General features: G+C 55.4%; 15 protein-coding genes. 10 read left to right on the top strand and 5 right to left on the bottom strand.

Going from position 1 to position 20,039, the window contains the following annotated elements; translation table 11 throughout:
* Window positions 1-25: 25 nt before the first annotated feature.
* Both DFP90_RS04430 and DFP90_RS04425 read left to right on the top strand, forming a co-directional pair.
* Window positions 26-967, top strand: coding sequence for a cation diffusion facilitator family transporter (locus DFP90_RS04430; protein ID WP_115935171.1), 942 nt, complete (start codon window positions 26-28; stop codon window positions 965-967).
* Window positions 964-1,275: a dATP/dGTP pyrophosphohydrolase domain-containing protein gene (locus tag DFP90_RS04425; protein WP_115935170.1), complete on the top strand. Its 312-nt coding sequence runs from the start codon at window positions 964-966 to the stop codon at window positions 1,273-1,275. Before DFP90_RS04430 ends, DFP90_RS04425 begins: the two co-directional genes overlap by 4 nt.
* A gap of 17 nt (window positions 1,276-1,292) precedes the next feature.
* Here DFP90_RS04425 and DFP90_RS04420 read toward each other — a convergent pair whose 3' ends face one another.
* Complete coding sequence (locus tag DFP90_RS04420) at window positions 1,293-1,805, bottom strand: Lrp/AsnC family transcriptional regulator (RefSeq protein WP_245956958.1); 513 nt, start codon at window positions 1,803-1,805, stop codon at window positions 1,293-1,295.
* Between the two features lie 143 nt (window positions 1,806-1,948).
* On the opposite strand from DFP90_RS04420, the gene hppD reads away from it, so the two are divergent.
* Window positions 1,949-3,046: a 4-hydroxyphenylpyruvate dioxygenase gene (gene hppD / locus DFP90_RS04415; RefSeq protein ID WP_115935169.1), complete on the top strand. Its 1,098-nt coding sequence runs from the start codon at window positions 1,949-1,951 to the stop codon at window positions 3,044-3,046.
* A 76-nt stretch (window positions 3,047-3,122) separates the two neighbouring features.
* Here hppD and DFP90_RS04410 read toward each other — a convergent pair whose 3' ends face one another.
* From DFP90_RS04410 to hrpB, 4 genes are all read right to left on the bottom strand, one after another.
* On the bottom strand, window positions 3,123-6,482 hold the full coding sequence (locus DFP90_RS04410; RefSeq protein ID WP_115935168.1) for a PAS domain S-box protein: 3,360 nt from the start codon (window positions 6,480-6,482) through the stop codon (window positions 3,123-3,125).
* The gene (locus DFP90_RS04405) at window positions 6,479-7,621 is read right to left on the bottom strand and encodes an ABC transporter substrate-binding protein (RefSeq protein WP_281269688.1); all 1,143 of its coding nucleotides are present in this window, start codon (window positions 7,619-7,621) and stop codon (window positions 6,479-6,481) included. Before DFP90_RS04405 ends, DFP90_RS04410 begins: the two co-directional genes overlap by 4 nt.
* Window positions 7,622-7,985: 364 nt before the next feature.
* Complete coding sequence (locus DFP90_RS04400) at window positions 7,986-9,242, bottom strand: cation:proton antiporter (RefSeq protein ID WP_115935166.1); 1,257 nt, start codon at window positions 9,240-9,242, stop codon at window positions 7,986-7,988.
* 29 nt (window positions 9,243-9,271) lie between these two features.
* A complete protein-coding gene (gene hrpB / locus DFP90_RS04395; protein WP_115935165.1) occupies window positions 9,272-11,797 on the bottom strand; it encodes an ATP-dependent helicase HrpB in 2,526 nt (841 codons plus the stop codon).
* 138 nt (window positions 11,798-11,935) lie between these two features.
* Between hrpB and DFP90_RS04390 the strand changes: the two genes are divergently transcribed.
* The 7 genes from DFP90_RS04390 to DFP90_RS22780 form a co-directional block, all read left to right on the top strand.
* Complete coding sequence (locus DFP90_RS04390; protein ID WP_115935525.1) at window positions 11,936-14,326, top strand: Tex family protein; 2,391 nt, start codon at window positions 11,936-11,938, stop codon at window positions 14,324-14,326.
* Window positions 14,327-14,404: 78 nt separating this feature from the next.
* Window positions 14,405-15,271, top strand: a complete 867-nt coding sequence (locus tag DFP90_RS04385; protein ID WP_218044565.1) for a division plane positioning ATPase MipZ — start codon at window positions 14,405-14,407, stop codon at window positions 15,269-15,271.
* 217 nt (window positions 15,272-15,488) lie between these two features.
* Complete coding sequence (locus DFP90_RS04380; RefSeq protein WP_115935163.1) at window positions 15,489-15,803, top strand: STAS domain-containing protein; 315 nt, start codon at window positions 15,489-15,491, stop codon at window positions 15,801-15,803.
* On the top strand, window positions 15,803-16,168 hold the full coding sequence (locus tag DFP90_RS04375) for a response regulator (protein ID WP_115935162.1): 366 nt from the start codon (window positions 15,803-15,805) through the stop codon (window positions 16,166-16,168). Before DFP90_RS04380 ends, DFP90_RS04375 begins: the two co-directional genes overlap by 1 nt.
* 122 nt (window positions 16,169-16,290) lie before the next feature.
* Window positions 16,291-18,462 (top strand): chemotaxis protein CheA, encoded by a 2,172-nt coding sequence (locus DFP90_RS04370; protein WP_115935161.1) that lies wholly within the window; start codon window positions 16,291-16,293, stop codon window positions 18,460-18,462.
* Window positions 18,459-19,025, top strand: a complete 567-nt coding sequence (locus tag DFP90_RS04365; RefSeq protein ID WP_245956957.1) for a chemotaxis protein CheW — start codon at window positions 18,459-18,461, stop codon at window positions 19,023-19,025. Before DFP90_RS04370 ends, DFP90_RS04365 begins: the two co-directional genes overlap by 4 nt.
* A 39-nt stretch (window positions 19,026-19,064) precedes the next feature.
* Window positions 19,065-20,039 (top strand): HAMP domain-containing protein (locus DFP90_RS22780; RefSeq protein WP_115935160.1); only part of this gene is annotated, 975 nt, incomplete at its 3' end.

Below are 20,039 nucleotides of genomic sequence, written 5' to 3'. Positions count from 1 at the left end.
AACAAATTATGGGGGAGTGTAAGGGGTGGCCAGCGGTTCTAAAAAAGTGATCCTTGCCGGGATTACGGCAAATTTCCTGATCGCAGTGGCAAAATTCGTGGCGTCAGCCTTTACCGGCTCTGCCGCTATGTTTTCGGAAGGAATCCATTCCCTGGTGGATACCGGCAACCAGGCTTTGCTGCTCTATGGTATGGGACGGGCGGCAAGGCCCGCGGATAAACGCCATCCCTTTGGTTATTCCATGGAGCTTTATTTTTGGTCCTTTGTGGTGGCGATTCTGATCTTTGCGGTCGGGGCCGGTGTTTCCTTCTATGAAGGGGTGGAAAAGGTTCTGCATCCGGTTGCTGTTCATGATCCGACCGTCAACTATATCGTCCTTGCGGTTGCTTTTGTGATTGAAGGCTTTGCCTGGTGGGTGGCGTTTAAGGAGTTCAACCGGGCACGTGGTGACCGGGGCATGTTTGAAGCTATCCGCAAGACGAAGGATCCTGCTGTGATGGCGGTTCTGTTGGAAGACAGCGCGGCCATGATCGGCCTGATGGTGGCTTTCACGGGCATCTTCCTGGGCCAGGTTTTGAATATGCCGGTCCTGGATGGCATGGCTTCGATCGGGATCGGGGTGGTGTTGACTGTGGCGGCGATTATCCTCGCGATTGAAACCAAGGGCCTCTTGATTGGTGAATCGGCTGATATGTCGATGGTGGAAAGCGTTAGGACATTGGTGCTCAGTCATCCGCAGGTGACGGATGTCAATGAGGCGCTATCCATGCATCTGGGGCCGGAAGATATCCTCATGACCATGAGCCTGGATTTTTCCAGTGATGCCACAGCGGATGATGTGGAAGAAGCCGTTTCCCGGATGGAGACAGCAATCAAGGAAAAGCATCCCCAGATTCGCCGGGTCTTCATCGAAGCTCAGTCCATTGCTGCCCATCATCAGGCTGTGGAGGTGGGACAAGGGGCATGAGCAACCGTATGGAAAACCAGGCCAGCCTTGCCGCCTGGGGCGAGGAAACATTCGGCCCGGCGGCCGATCCGGTCAGATTGCTGGAACGGGCCGAATTGGAGATGGATGAACTGCTGGAAGCGGCCAGAGCCGGGCAGGATGAAGAAGCCGCGTTGGAAGCGGCGGATATTCTCATCCTGCTATTCCGCTATGCGGAATTATCGGGCTTTGATTTGATGGAGGCAGTGGACCGGAAAATGGTGGTTAACCGGTCGCGCCGCTGGAAGCCTGCTGGTGATGGCACCGGGAGCCATGTCAAGGGCGGCTAACGCCGCTTGCCATGCGCTCAGCGCTTACCCGCCAAATGCCCCAATGGATAGGCGGTGGTGCTTTTTTCCTCTTCCAGCAGGATGGTTGATTTGACCCCGGATACCATCGGCAGGCCCAGAAGATCGCGCATCAGGAAATTTGAAAAAGTGCGCAGGTCCGTGGAGACCACCCGCAACAGATAATCAGATTCACCTGATACTGCCCAGCATTCCAGGATCTCTGGAAAGCGCTGGACCGCGCTGTTGAAGGCCCGCGCGGGATCTTCGCCATGTTTTTCCAAAGTAACACTGACAAAGGCCATCACATCCAGGCCGACCGCCCGGCGGCTGAGCTGGGCGGCATAGCGTTTGATATAGCCTTTTTCCTCAAGTCTTTTGAGCCGCCGATAGCATTGCGAGGGCGATAGGTTGACCGCTTCCGAAAGCTCCACATTGGTGGCGCGCGCATTTTCCTGCAAGGCGTTTAAAAGACGGAGATCCTGCGGCTCCAATGTGGTTGTGAACATGAATTTCTCAATTTGTCCGGTCATGTTGCAATAATCATGCATGATTATTGTTCATGAGGGGCATCTTCGCAAGGATTATGCGCTGATACTTCATTAGAATACAGGAAACACCGAATGATAAGGGTTTGGTGGAAAAATCTTGTAACCCTATGACAGGAAGTAGGACCATGACCGCGCTGGCGACGAAAACCGAATTTGACGGCAATGATCTCTGGGAAAACCCGATGGCTACCGACGGGTTTGAATTTGTTGAATATTCTTCTCCGGAACCGGAAAAACTGGCGGCTTTGTTTGAAAGCCTCGGTTTCATCGCCGTTGCCCGCCATCGCAGCAAGAAGGTCACGCTGTACCGCCAGGGCGATATCAATTTTATCCTCAATGATGAACCTAACAGCCATGCCGATCGGTTCTCCGCGGATCACGGCCCCTGCGTCTGCGCGATCGCCTTTAGGGTTAAGGATGCGACCTTTGCCATGAAGCGCGCGGTTGAACTGGGTGCGAAACCGGTTGAAAGCGGAGCGGGGCCGATGGAGCTGAACATCCCGGCCATCGAAGGGATCGGCGGGGCGTCGGTTTATCTGGTCGACCGTTATGGCGACAGCAGCATTTATGATGTGGATTTCAAAGCGATCGAAGGCGTTGACAGCAAGCCGAAGGGGGCTGGCCTCACCTATATCGACCATCTCACCCATAATGTTTTCAAGGGCAACATGGATGAATGGGCGGAATATTATGAGAAATTCTTCAATTTCAAAGAAATCCGCTATTTCGACATTGAGGGCAAATTGACCGGCCTGAAATCCAAGGCGATGACCAGCCCCTGCGGAAAAATCCGCATTCCCATCAACGAATCCTCTGACGACAAGAGTCAGATCGTTGAATATCTGAATGAATATAAAGGTGAAGGCGTTCAGCATATCGCCCTTGGCACCGACGATATTTATGAAACGGTGGAAAAGCTGCGTCAGGGCAATATCTCCTTCATGGACACACCGGACACCTATTATGAGAAAGTGGATACCCGTGTCCCGAACCATGGCGAGGACCTGGACCGCCTGCGCAAGAACCGCATCCTGGTGGATGGCGCGCCGACCGACGGCCAGGGCCTGTTGCTGCAGATCTTCACCGACACGGTGATCGGGCCGATCTTCTTTGAAATCATCCAGCGCAAGGGCAATGAGGGTTTTGGGGAAGGCAACTTCAAGGCGCTCTTCGAATCCATTGAGCTGGACCAGATCCGCCGCGGGGTTTTGGATGAAAAGTAAGGCCAGCAAGGCCTAGTGCATTAAGGGGCGGTGGATTAAATTCACCGCCCTTTTTTGTGTCATCCGCCAGTCATGGCTAAGAGGATTGCTGTTCCAGAAATTCATTCAACCGGGGTTTTATTGCCTGGAACTCGGTCTCAATCTCCTGGACCTGGGCGATCAGATCCTGTTGGGATGCAATTTCATCGGCCTGTTCTATCCGGCGCGCGGTTTCTGATATGCCCATAGCACCAAGCGAGGCGGCACAGGCTTTCAGGCTGTGCGCGGATCGGATGCGGCCGGCCTTATCGTCGCTTTTGATCGCGTCATACATATTCGTGCACAGATCCGGCAGCATCTTCTCAAACTCCAGGATAATTTCGCCCAACATTGCCGTATTGTGATCGAGATTAACCTGTAGCTGCTGCAATACAGAGAGATCGAGCGAGATGGCGTCCGGCTGACCTTCCTCGTCGGTGGCTTCAATGGGGCTGGTGTCAGTGGAAACGCCATTCTTCAGCCATTGCCGCAGGATAAGCTCCAGATCCTCTTTGCGAAAAGGTTTGGCCAGATGATCGTCCATGTCGTTTTGCAGGGACAATTCCCGGTCGCTTTTCAGGGCATGGGCGGTCAGTGCCACGATCGGCACCCTTGCTTTACCGACTTCTTTTTCAAATTGGCGAATGCGTTTTGTTGCCCCGAAACCGTCTAGCTTCGGCATTTGAACATCCATTAGCACCAGGTCATAGTCCTGATTTTTATACTGGTCGACGGCTTGCAAGCCATCTTCGGCCAAGTCTATTGAACAACCATATGTTTTCAAAATGCCATGGGCGACCTTCTGATTGATCAGCGTATCCTCGACCAGCAGGATGCGGCAGTCATCCAAACGAAGCGGGCCTGCCGATTGGTCCATCACAGCGGATACGCTGACAGGGGGAGGCGTCTGTTCGCCCGTTGCGAGCGGCAGTTGCAGTTCCAGCCAAAACTCTGTTCCCTGGCCAAGAGTGCTCTCGACCCCGATGGTTCCCTGCATCGCATCAAGGATGCTTTTTGAAATCATCAAGCCTAACCCGGTGCCGCCAAATTTGCGTGTGGTCGAACTGTCAGCTTGGCTGAATGGCTGGAAGAGCTGGTCGATCTTTTCTGCTTCAATGCCGATGCCGGTATCAATGACGCGGATCTCGAGCGTGGATCGATCTGGTCGATGTTGTTTCTCCCGGCAAGTGATGGTGACCGACCCCTGATCGGTGAATTTGATGGCGTTGCCAACCAGATTAACCACGACCTGGCGCAATCGGGTCGGATCCCCCATGTAGCGTTCCGGCAGGTCTTCCGGCAGTTGGCAGGTCAGGACAAGCTCTTTGGTCTCGGCACTGGCGCGATGGAGGGTGATGACGTCTTTAAATAGCTCGCGCAAGTTGAATTCGGTTTCTTCTAAAGACAGCTTACCGGCCTCAATCTTGGAATAATCCAGGATGTCGTTGATCACGCTTAGCTGCATATCGGCGGATTTCAGGGCGGTTTCGATATAGTTCTTTTGCGTTTTGGTCAGGCGCGTGTCTGCCAGCAGTTCCAGCATCCCGATGACGCCGTTCATCGGTGTTCTGATTTCATGACTCATATTGGCGAGGAAATCGGATTTCATGCGGGCGATATTCTCTGCTTCCTGCCGGGCCAGCTCGAGGGTTTGGCGCAGCTGCACTTCGTGGGTGAGGTCGGTCAGAATGGCAAATTGTGCAAGAATTTTTCCGTGATTGTCCTGTGCGCTGTTCAGGTTATACCGGACATGCCGGATGGACCCATCCTTGCATTTTAGGGAAATCTCGATCGGTTTGGGCTGACCGTTGATATTCTCACCGCCGTGATTTGCCAAGGTCGAGTGACTGTCGCGCGTGAACAAAAATGATGGTGACCGTCCGACAACATCATCTTTTTGATAACCACACATGTGCAAAAGCGCATCATTGGTATCGACAATGATGCCCAGCGCCGGATCCAGATAGAGATATCCATCCGATGCGGACTCAAGAATGCTGCGGTATCTCACTTCACTGTCGGCCAGACGTTGGGCCGCTTTGAGACGATCGGTGATATCCCGGCAGACCCCGACAAACCCTCGCGGTTTTTCCTGTCCTAAAGGCGTGACCATCAATTCCAGATCAAAAGTGGTTTGATCTTTGCGCAATCCTTTCAGATTACGGCTGCGGCTGATGATGCGGGTTCCGTATAATTCTGATTGCCGGACATATTTTTTATGGGCGGAACGTTCGTCTTTGGGCAAGAGGATCGAAACATCCTTGCCAATCAACTCCGCCTCTTCATACCCGAACAACTGGAGCGAGGCTTGATTGACGGTTTCGATCGTGCCGTCCAGGTCGATGGTGATGATACCGTCCAATATGCCGGAAAAGATACTGTCCAGATAATCCCGGGAGGTTGATGTTCTGTGAAGCTTGTCGAGCATGCGGTTGAGCCGTTTGCCGACCTGTCGGATTTCATCGGCACCTGTGGCGGGCATTCTGATCCGGGTGTCCTGCATGCTTTGGATGCTTTCGATTGAGCGGATCAGTGGTGCCAGTTGCTTGCCCGCCAATGTTGCCGACAGGATGATGGAGGCGATGGAGGTGATCACAGCAATTACCAGGGCAGCAATCAGGAAATCATAAACCCATTTCAATTCAGCAATCCCCGCCTCCCGGGGCAAAGTGATGGTAAGCGCGAGGTCGAAATGCTCGGAAAGGGCGGTTCTGCGGCTGAAGAATGCGCTACTATCCAGGCTTGGTGGTGTGTCGCTGTTCCAGCGCTGATATCGGCCGGACCCTGCCATCAAGAATGAACCCGGGATTGAAACATAGGAATCGGCACCGGCCAGATTGAGCCGGAACAGGTTTTCCATTTGCGAATGCCCGATACGGGCGATCAGTGCCCCTTCCGGTAATCCGGCATAATGGACCGGAAACGCCATGAAAAGCTGGCTTGGGTCGGTTGCAAAATACGGGGTGCCTTCGTCCACTACCGTTTCCAGCCATTCATTTGTCGGCAGCATCGGTTCGGCCTGACCGCTATTCTGATAGAGGATCCGCCCTTTGTAATCGGTGAGGCTGACCTCTACATCGGCCGGTGAGGCGATTTTCAGCGAACGGAAAAACGGCGGCATGTAGAAATCACGGCCCTCATGGTCGATCAGCCCGTTGATGATTAACGAACTCTCTGACAAGTTCCGTGCCTGGTCGATGATGCTGTTGAGCCTCGTTTCCAAAAGGGCGGAGCCAAAAACATCCAGTTCCTCCAGTTCTGCGTCCACTTTTTTCAGGCGGGTATTGTCGGCGCGTTCCAAAATAATATAGCCGGCAAGACCCAACGCCAGCAGTGAGACCGGCATGGTCCGTTTCAGCAGGATCGAAAAAAGAGAACCGCGATCCGGGAGAAACAGATGTTTGAGCAATCTGATCACGGCTTGACACCTGCGGGGATGATGCTGCCGTTGTCGTCATATCGGGCCATGATAAAGCTGTCCGGCCCAAGGGCATCGTGTTTTGCGGGGGTGAAAGGTGGATCATAATGTTTCATTACCCCGCCGACGGCCGGCAAGTTTTCCATGGCATCCCTGATGCTTGCTCGATCCGTGGTTCCGGCCTGCCGGATAGCAACAGCCAGCAATTTCATGAGGTCATATGCGTGTGCGGTGCCAACCGGGGAGGGAACATCGCCGATGGTGCGTGTTTCCGGGAAATGGTTTTGATAGGCCTGCCAAAGGCGATCCGCCATTTCATTATCCGGTGGGTCAAAGAAGGAAAAGGTTTGCAGGAATTGGAAATCGATCCTGGACAAGGCCTCTTGATTGTTCTGGAAAAAGTTGCCGCCACTGATGCCCCAATGGGAAATGATTGGCAGGGAACTTTCCTGGTCCAATGCCGCCATGCTGTGCACGGCAACCCCCCCTTCCTTCGGATTGGCGACCAACAGGATGGCGTCGGCGCCTTTCTGACGCAGTCTTTCAATATGGGGGCTCAGGTCCGTTATTCCCCAACTGAACCATTCAATGCCGGCATAGTCCGTATTTTTGTCCGTCAGAGCGGTTGAAACGGCGCGCTCGTTCGAGCGCCCCCAACCGGTCTGTTCGAACAGCAGGCCCAGTTTTTTAAACCCGCGCGACATGGCATGATCGACCAGGAAGGCCCCGGCATATTGATCCCTGACGGAAACGCGGAAGACGAAATTCGGCTGATAGTCATTGTCGATGATGGGCGTTCCTGCGGCCCAGGGCACCAGGAACAAAAGCTTCTTTTCGTGAATGGTCTTCAGTTCTTTGAGCACGACAGGCGTATGGATGCCACTGAATACTGCCACCATGTCCGGCATGTCCGCCAGTTCCAGCAGATTGTCATTGCCGCGTGCCGGATTGCCGCGATGATCCCTCACCACAAGCTTGACAGGCCTGTCCAGGACGCCGCCTGTTGCATTGATGTCTTCAATGGCCAGGACGATGCCGCGCCGGATCGCTTCTCCGGATTGAGCGGAGCCTGAACTCATGTCGGCATCCAGGCCGATAAGGATGGGCGCGGGTGATTGCGCCGATACTGCGCCGGACATGAATAGGAATGATGTTACTAAGGTAATAAGGGTGCTGAGCTTTCCCATTATTTCCCTCCTGAAACTTGATTTCCGGTTTTGGTCCGTTCCTCAAGCACTCATGTCACCGTCCCTAAGAAGGCATCATGGCGGGAAAATCTTGATAAATCGTGAAAGTCTAATGTTAGGCTTCGAGTGATCTTTGGGATGAATGATTATTTCTGTTGAAGATGGGAAAAAACGCCTGGTCTTTTCATAGCGGAAGATACCCTAGTAAACGGGTTCTACTCCCCTCCCGGAACCCGCTCTTATACTCCCCTCTCTCTCGAAAGAGATTGCATGACCGGACCTGGTTTACAGGTCCGGTTCTCGCATTCAGGGGAAATCAATCCTTCACGAAACGGGCGATCACATGCTTGATACTGAGCCCCTGCACAATGATTGAGAAAACCACAACGATATAGGTGATGGTCAGGATCACCGGCTTATAGTCACTTTCCGGGAGGGAGAGCGCCAGCGCGACTGAAATGCCGCCCCGAAGACCGCCCCAGGTTAAGACCGGCACTGCCCCCTTGGTGAATTGACGCCCCATCAGGCCCAGCCCGCGGATGGGAATGGAAACCGCGATCATGCGGGCGGCCAGTACCACCGGAATGGCGATCAGGCCGGCCAGCATATGATCGGTGCCGAAACCGACCACCAACACCTCCATGCCGATCAACAGGAACAGCACGGAATTAAAGATCTCGTCCAGCAGGATCCAGAATTTCTCCACATGATCGCGGGTATTTTCGCTCATGGCGTTTTTCATCCCCTTGTTACCGATCAGCAGGCCTGCGACCACGACGGCGATCGGACCGCTGACATGGAGATGGTAGGCCAGCGCATAGGATCCCATGACCAGGGCCAGGGTGATCAGCACTTCCAGGGAAAATTCGTCGAGCGCGCTTAATGCCAGATAGGCGATATAACCGGCAATCAGGCCCAATGCCGCGCCGCCGAAGGCTTCCAGGGCAAACAGTTTGGCAACCTCTGTCGGTCCCATCTCACCGCCATGGCCGCCGGCGCCCGTGGCCAGGGCCAGGATCACCAGGAAGACCACCACACCGACACCGTCATTGAAGAGAGATTCTCCGGCAATCTTGATTTCCAGTGACTTTGGAATGGAAACGGTCTTCAGGATCGAGAGCACCGCGACCGGATCTGTCGGGCTGATCAGGGAACCAAGCAGCAGGGCATATAAATAGGGGATGGGCTGGCCGAGTGCGTTTAAAATCCACCACATGGCCGTGCCGATCAGGAAGGTGGAGGTGATGACCCCCATGGTTGCCATCAGCCCGACCGCCCATTTCTTATCCGCCAGCTTATCCAGATCCACATGCATGGCCCCGGCAAACAGAAGGAAACTCAGCATGCCCTTCATCAGGGCTTCGTTGAAATCGATCTGCGCCAGCAGGCCGGTGACCGCTTCACCGATCCCAAGGCCGGGCGCCGCAAAATTCAGCCCCAGCACGCCAAGGGACGAGACCATGGCAATGATCACCAAGCCGATGGTATGGGGCAGATGAATGAAACGATGATTAATGAAACCCGCAATCGCCGCCAGGACGATCAACAGGGACGCGATATCGAGGATGCTCAACGGAATTCCCCCACCCAAATGATTGTTGATTATTGACCCATGCGCTTCTTAGTGTGCCGGGACGGTTCTGCCGTCAAGGGGTTATCGGGCCAGGGATGCTTCGGATAGCGTCCCTTCATTTCAGCTTTCACATGTTTATAGCCGTTTTCCCAGAAGGCGGGCAGGTCCTGTGTGACCTGCAGCGGCCGCCCGGCAGGCGATAGCAGATGAATGGTAAGGGCCAGGCGACCGTCGGCAATGGTCGGCGTCTCGATGGCACCAAACATTTCCTGCAATTTGACCGGTAGAACGGGGGCCTCCGGATTGCTGTAATCGAGCCGGATAGAAGAGCCGCTCGGCACGGTCCAATGGCTGGGGGCGAGGCGGTCCATCTCCTGCTGCTTTTCCCAGTCCAGACCCGATTTCAGGATCTGCACCAGATCCAAATCCTGTAAATGTTCCAGCCTGCTTTTGCCCGCCAGATAGGGCAAAAGCCAGTCTTCCATTGTATCGGCCAGTATGTCGTCGGAAAGGTCCGGCCAATATGATGACTCTCCATCCAATAGCCGCAGGCAGGCGATCCTGTCACGCAGGCTCGTGGCCTCAACAGACCAGGGCAGGCACTGCAGGCCGGTCTCCCGGATGCCCTGAACCAGCCCTTCGGTAATTTTCTCGGGCGGGATGGTTTTGGCGGGAGCATCGGCCAGCACAACCGCATGGAACTTCTTCTGCAGTCTGGCCTGCACTGATTTGGTCCGGCTGTCCCAGGCAGCGGTCTCTCCCGTTTCCAACTGGTCAGAAAACAATCTTTCAATCAGATCGGCTTCCAGACGGGCGGCCAAGCGGATCTGGGCGTCACGGCCAGCCCCGGTTACAGAGGCAATGGCCAGGAAGGGGGCATCCTGCAACGAATCATCGATGGGCAGGGTGGCCCCCTTGCCGTTGCTCATCCGATAGCGCGCCTGTTTGCCCGGCCGCCGCTCCGCGACCCGGTCCGGATAGGCAAGCGCGATAAGCGCGCCGGGGGCCTCCTGATCGTCCAGGTCGGTTTCCGGAATTTTTAAATCCAGGCGCTTTTCCCATTGTTTGGAGAGGGTTTTTACCCGGCTGAGCGCGCCCTTGTGGATCTTCAGCGGCCCCCCTGCCGGTGTCAGCGATTGCAGCCTGGGGGCCATATCGACCGGAGCGCTCTGCGCGCCATCGCGCAAAACAATGTCCCGTTCGCCCAGCAGGGCCGCGACCTGGCAGGCCTGCCTGCCCAGGCCCATTTCATCGCCCCGCACGATCATATGGGCAAAGCGCGGATGCATCGGTTTTTTGGCTATGGCTTTCCCATGGGCGGTGATCCTGAATTCGTGATCCAGCGCGCCAAGCCATTGCAGCAGCGCGCGCCCCTGTTGCATAGGAACTTCTGGAGGTGGCGTCAGCCATTTCAGGCTGTTGGCATCCAGAACACCCCAATTAGCCAAATCCAGCGCCAGGGGGGCCAGATCCGCATCCAATATCTCCGGCGGTGTGAATTTTCGCATTGCGCCTTCACCGGCTTTGTTCCAGAGGCGATAACAAATGCCGGGTTCCAGGCGGCCCGCACGGCCCGCACGCTGGGAGGCGGCGGCAAGCGACACCGGTTCTGTCACCAACTTGCCCATGCCGCTTTGCGGATCGAAGCGGGGCTGGCGTGAGAGGCCGCCATCAATGACGATGCGGATACCCTCGATGGTCAGGCTGGTTTCGGCGATGGAGGTTGCCAGCACCACTTTGCGTTTGCCGGTGGAGCATGGCGCGATCGCCAAGTCCTGTTCTTTTTGGGACAGCGCGCCAAACAGCGGGGCAATGACGATATCATTGCCAAGCGAGGCACTTTCCAGCCGGCCCTGAAGGCGGCGAATTTCGCCTTCGCCGGGCAGGAAACAGAGAATGCTGCCGGTCTCTTCGCGCAGCGCCTGTTTGATGGCCTCGGTCATGGCCGGGGTGAAACTGTCGCCGAACCGTGCGGCCGGGGGCTTGCCCAGATACCGGGTTTCGACCGGAAAAGCCCGGCCTTCACTGGTCAGGATGGGGGCATTGCCCATCAGTTCCGCCACCGGTTTGCCATCAAGCGTTGCCGACATGACAATCAGGCGCAGATCCTCGCGCAACCCTTCCTGGGCATCCAGACATAACGCCAGACCCAGATCCGCCTGCAAGCTGCGTTCGTGAAACTCGTCAAAAATGACCGCGGCGACGCCGTCCAGTTCCGGGTCCTGCTGCAAACGTCTGGTCAGGATACCTTCAGTGACCACTTCGATCCGGGTATCCGTGCTGACTTTGTTATCCAGCTGGATGCGGTAACCAACGGTTTTGCCGACCGGCTCACCCAGCGTTTGCGCCATGCGGATTGCGGCGGCGCGAGCCGCCAGGCGTCTTGGTTCCAACATCAGGATAGTGCCATTTCCCCGCCAGGAGGCCGCCAGCAGCGCCAGAGGGACACGGGTGGTCTTTCCGGCACCGGGAGGTGCTTGCAAAACCAGGTTGGCATTGCTTTCCAGGGACTTGGTGATGTCCGGCAGCAGAGGATCGATCGGCAGTTCAAACATGGTTGCGCAGGATGGTGTGAGCGGGCATTTTTAGCAAGCCGGAATGCTTGCCCGAGGCGTGAGAATCACGTCCAACTTTTCGGCTAGGATTTAGAGACAATTGATAAGCAAGACAATCACAAGAAAGTACCCATGCCCATGACCGTTGCCGCCATCCCCGGAAAGATCGCTGCGGAAATCAATGCCCAGGAAAGCCAGATTAAATCGGCCATCGAACTGTTGGACGGAGGCGCGACGGTACCGTTTATCGCACGCTATCGTAAAGAAGTGACCGGCGGCCTGGACGACGCGCAGTTGCGCACCTTGGAGACCCGCCTGACCTATCTTCGTGAGATGGAAGAACGGCGCGAAGCCATTGTCAAAAGCATCGATGAACAGGGCAAGATGACCGATGATCTGATGGTTAAGATCATGTCGGCGGATACCAAGGCACGACTGGAGGATCTCTATCTTCCTTACAAACCGAAACGCCGAACCAAAGCCCAGATTGCCCGTGAGGCAGGTTTGGAGCCGCTGGCCGACATGCTGTTTGGTGATCCGACGAAAGATCCGGAAAAAGAGGCAGCGGCATTCGTGGATGTGGAAAAGGGAGTCGAGGATATCAAAGCGGCCCTGGATGGTGCGCGCCAGATCCTGGTGGAACGTTTTGCCGAGGATGCGGCCCTGGTCGGGGCCTTGCGCGACTATGTCTGGGAAGAAGCCAGGCTGGTTTCCAAGGTTATCGAGGGCAAGGAACAGGATGGCGCAAAATTCGCCGACTATTTTGATTATTCCGAACCGCTGAAAAAGGTGCCATCCCACCGGGCGCTGGCGATCTTCCGTGGCCGCAAGGAAGAAGTGCTGCAGGCAAGTCTGGTGGTCGGCGATGCGGAAGACCGCACCACGCCGCATCCTTGCGAATTGAAAGTTGCCCATCATTTCGGCATCAGGGATGAAGGGCGCGCGTCGGATAAATGGCTGGCGGATACGGCGCGATGGGCATGGCGGGTTAAACTGTCTTTGTTCATCGAAATGGAGCTGATGCGCAGGCTTTGGGAAGATGCCGAAGATGAGGCGATCAAGGTCTTTGCCGAAAACCTGCGTGATCTGCTGCTGGCGGCCCCGGCGGGAAGCCGCCCGACCCTGGCGCTGGATCCGGGGTTCCGAACCGGGGTCAAGGTGGCGGTGGTGGATGCCACGGGCAAATTGGTGGACACACATACGATCTATCCGCATCAGCCGCAGAACCAATGGGATCAATCGGTCGCGGCCATTGCGGCGCTGGCCCTGCGCCACAAGGCGGAACTGATCGCGATCGGCAACGGCACGGCCTCGCGCGAAACCGATCAATTGGCGGCGGAAGTGATCGCGAAACATCCAGAGTTGAAGCTGACCAAGATTATGGTTTCAGAGGCGGGCGCTTCCGTTTATTCGGCCTCGGAATATGCCTCAAAGGAGCTGCCGAATGTGGATGTCTCCCTGCGCGGGGCGGCTTCCATCGGGCGGCGTTTGCAGGACCCGTTGGCGGAACTGGTCAAAATTGACCCGAAATCCATCGGGGTCGGCCAGTATCAGCATGATATCTCAGCTTTCAAACTGGGCAAGGCGCTCGATGCTGTGGTGGAAGATTGTGTGAACGGAGTCGGCGTCGATCTCAATATGGCCTCCGCCCCCCTGCTGGCGCGGGTTTCCGGGGTAGGGCCCGGCCTGGCAGAGGCGATCGTCAGCTATCGGGACCAGAATGGTGCCTTCCCGGATCGCGAGGCCTTGAAGAACGTGCCGCGCCTGGGGCCGAAAGTGTTCGAGCAATGCGCGGGCTTCCTGCGCGTCAATGGCGGCAGCAACCCATTGGACCGATCGGCGGTTCACCCGGAAGCCTATCCGGTGGTCCAGCGGATCCTGACAGCGGCCAACGAAAATATTGAACAGTTGATCGGCGATGTGAAGGTCCTTCGCGGCCTGAAACCGGCCCAATTCACCGATGAGCATTTTGGTGAGCCGACCGTGCGTGACATTCTGGCCGAATTGGAAAAGCCCGGTCGCGACCCGCGTCCGGAATTCAAGACCGCCACCTTTAAGGATGGCGTTGAGAAAATCACCGATCTTAAGCCGGATATGGTCCTGGAAGGGGTTGTGACCAATGTGGCCAATTTCGGTGCCTTTGTGGATGTGGGCGTGCATCAGGACGGTTTGGTGCATGTGTCAGCATTGGCGGACCGGTTCGTCAAGGACCCGCGCGAGGTGGTGAAACCGGGCGATGTGGTCAAGGTCAAGGTATTGGAAGTGGATGTTGCCCGTAAAAGGATCGGTCTTTCCATGCGCATGGGAGATAAGGCGGAACAGGCTGGCGGGGCGCAATCCCGTTCCGGTCAGGACCGCCCCAACCAGGGGAAACCGGGGCAGAAATCCGGCGGCAAGGGGCGTGGCGGCAAGCCGCCCCGGTCGGGCGGTGCCTCCAACAAGGGGGGCAGCGGCGGTTTTGGCGGTGGATCACAAGGGGCCGGGGCCCTGGCGGCGGCCTTTGCCGCTGCGAAGAATAAGAAAGGCTGATAAACAGGGTTTTGCGCGCTCGGCGAATCCCTCTATGCTCTCCCCCGGAAGCCATTGATTTCGGGGGGCGAGCATCCCTTGGGGAAGCAGGCGCATATCATCCTGTTCGGCAATCAAAAAGGCGGTTCGGGAAAGTCCACGGCCGCGATGCATTTGATTGTCGGTCTTCTGCGGCTGGGTTTCCGCGTTGCCAGTATTGATCTTGATGCCCGCCAGCAAAGCCTGACCCATTATCTGGAAAACCGGAGTCGGGAGTTGGAAAAGCATGGGGTCTGGTTGCCCATGCCGACCCATATCCTAATGGAGCCGGTGGCGCTGGATGATCGGAAACAGCGTCGGCAAGAGTTGGAAAAACGCCTGCGGGATCAAATTGACCTGTTGCGTGGCCAATTTGATTTCATCGTCATAGATACCCCGGGCGCGGATAATCTCCTGTCCCGGGTGGGCCATGGCATGGCCGACACCCTGGTCACCCCCGTGAATGACAGTTTCCTGGATCTGGATCTGCTGGTGCGGCTCAAAAATGGTTCCATCGGGGAAGCGCGCCCCAGCAGTTATGCCAACCTGGTCATGGCTCAGCGGAAAAAACGGTTTCAGCAATTAAAATCGGGTATGGACTGGATCATCCTGCGCAACCGAATCCCGACATTGCGATCGAAGAATAATCGGAATATGGCACGGCATCTTGAGGATCTGTCTGCCCAAATGGGGTTCAGGATTGTCCCAGGAATTACCGAACGGGTCATTTTCCGAGAATTGTTCTTGAACGGCCTGACGGTTTTGGACCTTGCGGAAGAAACTGCGCTGGAAACCCCCTTGACCATGTCACAGCTGGCGGCCCGCCAGGAAGCCAGGGATCTGATGAAAGCCCTCTGGCTGCCATCGATCGAACGCAAGATGGGGCACTCGAAAATACTAGAAAAAGAACGCAGTCAATCTACCTGAGAATGCTATTGAGTTTGGTTTGAACATGTATGCCATGAGTCGGTTGAATGTTATGCCACTAATTGGAGAAGTCTTTATAACCATTAGATTTCAATCTATTGGCTGAAATACTATTTCCAAAAGAACTTAACCTCTTGTTAACGGGTCACGTTGTTTACTTAGCGAGTATTTCCCTGTTGGTCGGCTTGGGTGTTTCGAAAAATAGGGGGGAGTTAAGTTGGAAGAGGGTTTTGAGCTTCATCAGGATGGTGAATTGGCGCGTATTGCGCTGCCTGCTGTCCTTGACCTTGCCGCCGCGGAAAAATTCTGGACCGCCTGCGCTAACGCTCACGAACGTGGACTAAATCTTGACCTTGATGGCTCAGATGTTGAACGGCTGACCACAGGCTGTGCGCAGGTGATGCTGTCTGCAGCGAAAACCCTCGAAGCCGGAGGGATGACACTGTCTCTCTCCAATCCTTCCGAAGCGGTCCGTAAGGGCCTTGAAGATCTTGGACTTGCTGAAATGCTGGAAAAATGGAGTGCGAAGTAATGGGCTTGCGAGTACTTGCCGTGGATGACTCTAAAACCATGCGGGACATGGTTTCCTTCACCTTGAGAAATGCCGGTCACGAAGTCATCGAGGCGCATGACGGGCAGCACGCAATTTCGGTCCTGGGCGGCGGTGCGGTCGATCTGATCATCACCGATGTGAATATGCCGAATATGGACGGCCTGACCTTGATCCGGAATTTGCGGTCCAACCCGTCCTATCGGTCCACACCGATTCTGGTGCTGACCACAGAAGCGGACGGGGCGAAAAAGAACGAAGGCCGGGAAGCCGGCGCGACCGGCTGGATCGTGAAACCGTTCAGTCCGGAAAAACTGCTACAGGTCGTGGCCAAAGTCTGTCACTGACCGAGATGATGTCCGGAATTCAGGGGCCGGATGATTAATGAACAGGGCACAAAAGTAAATTCTTCAATTGGGATGGGTGGAATGTAGGTCGTGAAATAAATCCAGTTGCAGGAGGCATTATTTTGTCTGATGCGGGTGATTTCGATCTTGAACAATTCAAGATCACCTATTTCGAAGAATGCGTCGAGCTTTTGGCCGACGCGGAAACACGCCTGAATAACGTTCAGCAAAGCATCGGCAATGTGGATGTGGAAGATCTGCACGCGATCTTTCGCGCGGTGCATTCCGTTAAGGGCGGCGGCGGCGCCTTTAATTTTACCCAGCTTGTCAATTTTGCCCATATTTATGAAACGCTTCTGGATCTGATGCGCGAAGGCCATGTGGCCGTCACCGACGAGGTGGTGAGCCTGATGCTCTCGGCCACGGATGTTTTGAACAATCTGGTCAATGCCGCCCGCGAGGGCCATGACCTGCCAGAAGAAGCCTGGGCGGATATTGCGGTTGAACTGGAGGCGCTTTCCGGCGTCACCCCATCCGAAGATGGCGATGATGAAGACCATGGCGGTGATGACGAACCGGAGGGGGATGACGGTGCGGAAAGCGGGCTGAAACAGTTTGAAGTGCTGTTGAAGCCGGATGTTCATCTTCTGCAATATGCCAATGAACCGTTGCTGCTGATCCGGGAATTATCCAGCCTGGGTGAGTTGGAGACCGAGATCGATCTCTCCAAGCTGCCGACCCTGGATAAATTGAAGCCGGATGAGATTTATCTTTCCTGGCGATTTGTCCTGACCACCGAAAAGGGGGAGGCGGATATTCGTGAGGTCTTTGAGTTTGTCGAAGATGATTGCGAGATCACCGTCACCCTTTTGAAAGCGGATGATGTTGAACAGGAAATCAGTGACGCCCCGGTCTCTGATGAGGCGTCCGATGAAAGCGTTGCTCAGGCACCGGCCGCTGTCCCGGACAAGCCCGCTGGCGTCCCTGAAAAGGCGAAACCGGCCCAGGCTCCGGCAACTGCAGCTGCAGCGGCACCCGCCGGGGGCGCCGCCACCGCATCGGCTAAAATCTCTTCGATCCGGGTGGATCTGGAACGGGTCGATCGTCTGGTGAACATGGTGGGTGAGCTGGTAATCACCCAAGCCATGCTGCACCAGCAATCCGCGGACCTGCCGGCGGAATTCAGCCAGATCATGGCCCGCGGTTTTGAAGATCTCGGCATGCATACCAGAGAGCTGCAGGAAAGTGTCATGGCGATCCGGATGCAGCCGGTGAAATCCGTTTTTGCCCGCATGCCCCGTTTGGTACGCGAGGTCTCCACCAAGCTTGGCAAGAAGGTGGATCTGGTGACCAGCGGTGAGAATACCGAAGTGGACAAGACCGTCATCGAACTGCTGGCCGATCCGCTGACCCATATGATCCGCAATTCACTGGACCATGGCATTGAAACCCCTTCTGAGCGTGCACAAACCGATAAGCCGGAACGGGCCAAAATCCATCTTTCCGCCGAACATAGAAGCGGGCGCATTCTGATTGATGTGGCGGATGACGGGCGCGGTATCAACCGCGACCGGGTCTATGCCAAGGCCGTTGAAAACGGTGTCATCCAGGCGGATACCAATCTGACGCCGGAACAGATTGACGAATTGATCTTCATGCCCGGTTTCTCGACGGCCGAGGCGGTTACAGATCTGTCTGGTCGCGGGGTCGGCATGGATGTGGTCCGGCGTAATGTCACTAATTTGGGCGGTAGGATTTCGGTTACCTCACAGCCGGGGCAGGGATCGCGCTTCACCATGTCACTGCCGCTGACCCTGGCGGTTCTTGACGGCATGATCACGGCGGTGGGCACCGAGAAATTCGTCATTCCGCTGACCTCGATTGTGGAAAGCATCCGCCCGACCCGGGATTCGTTGAAACATCTCTCCACGGGCGCGCAAGTGGTGTCGGTGCGGGGCGATTATATTCCCATTGTCCATCTGCACAGGGTCTTTGGCCTGAAAACCGATATCACCGATCCCTGTAAAGGCTTGGTGGTTTTGGTCGAGGTGGAAGGCGGTCAGCATGTGGGGATCATGGTTGATGAATTGCTGGGCCAGCAGCAGGTGGTGATCAAATCCCTGGAAACCAATTATGACCCGGTTGCCGGCGTCTCTGCGGCGACGATCCTGGGCAATGGGCGTGTGGCGCTGATCCTGGATTTGGACGGGCTATACAGTATGGGGACCGAGGCGCGGAATTTGCCGCCCCTAGAGCTTGAAGATGCCTCAGTGATGACAACGGAGCAGGTATGATGTCTGAAGCGAGCAATACGGCGCTGGCACCCCAGCAGCCGGAACAAGGAATTGCCAAGGGGGGGGAAGGCGCGCTGGAACCGACGGATCTGTCGGGTGAAATGGCGCAGTTTGTGACCTTCACCATCGGCAAGGAGGAATATGGCGTCGATATCATGGCCGTTCGCGAAATCAAGGGCTGGTCGGACACAACGCAGCTGCCGAACACCCCGGAATATATGCGGGGTGTTTTGAACCTACGTGGCCTGATTGTACCGATCTTCGATTTACGATGCCGGTTCTCGGGCCGCTTTACCGAGGTTACCCCGCTTCATGTGATCATCATTGTAGCGGTCGGCGACCGGATGATCGGCATCCTTGTGGATACGGTGTCCGACATTTTGTCGATTACATCGTCTGAAATCCGGGCAGTTCCGAAAATGGATCGGCGTATTGATGACCAGTATCTAACCGGGTTGGTCAATGTGAAGGATCGTATGGTGGCGCTGCTGGATGTGGAGCGCCTGTTTAGAAGCCAGGAATTGAATGACGGCTTTGCCGCGGCCCAGAGCGCGGACAACTGAGATTTTAATAGAGGACCAGGATAACTGGGGGACGAACCTATGCTAAGTGCTTTAAATAACCTTAAAATCGGCGCCAAGCTTGGTGTCCTTACCGGCGTGAACCTCGCCCTGCTTGTCATCACGGCAATCGCAGCGTCAGTCTTTATGATCCAGATTGGGAATGAGCTGAAAGAGGTCGCGCATAAAGATATTCCGATCACGGAAAAGCTGACGCAGCTGACAACCCATCAACTGGAACAAGCCATCGAGTATGAACGGGCACTGCGGATGGCTAGCGGAGGCAGCAGTCAGGCCCGGGAAAAATTTGAAAATGCAGAAAAACGTTTTTCTGAACTGTCCACGAAGGCGGATCAGGAAATTATCGAACTGCAAGGAATGCTGAATGACGCGGTGGTGTCGGCCGGCAGTGATAAGGCCAAAGCGGAACTGACAGATATCCTTAATCGGATGGAAGGGGTTAAGGCCAATCATCAGAAATATGAAGAGCATGTGGACGAGGTTTTCAATTTGATTTCCAGAGGACTGTTCTCAGAAGCGGAGCGTCTGGAAGCAGATATCGAAGAAGAGCAGTTAGCGCTTAATAATGAACTGACCGCCCTGCTAGTGAAGATTGGAGACTTTACGGAAAATGCGCTCCTTTCGGTTGAAGCACACGAATCGACGGCCCTGACAGTTATGGTGGTTCTCGGTGTGATTGCTTTGGCAATTGGTATTGGATTCTCGATCATTGTCACTAAAGGTATTTCCAAGCCGATCGATAGCTTTGTAGAGGCGATCCGCTTGCTTTCCGGTGGGGATACACGGGTTGCCATCCCTTGCCTGGAACAATCAGATGAGATTGGTGATATGGCCCGCGGTGTCGAAAGCATTCGCCTTTCGGCCAATGAAAACATGCGCATCCGCAATGCGTTGGATAACTGTCAGGCCAATGTGATGTTAGCCGACCCTGACCTCAATATCGTCTATATGAATAATACCATGGTGGCGATGATGAAAAATGCGGAGGCGGATCTG

The sequence above is a fragment of the Aestuariispira insulae genome (genome assembly GCF_003385955.1).
GTDB classification, from domain to species: Bacteria; Pseudomonadota; Alphaproteobacteria; order UBA8366; family Aestuariispiraceae; genus Aestuariispira; species Aestuariispira insulae.
The sequence above is the reverse complement of the archived record's forward strand: the minus strand, read 5'-3'. Positions and strand labels throughout refer to the sequence as shown.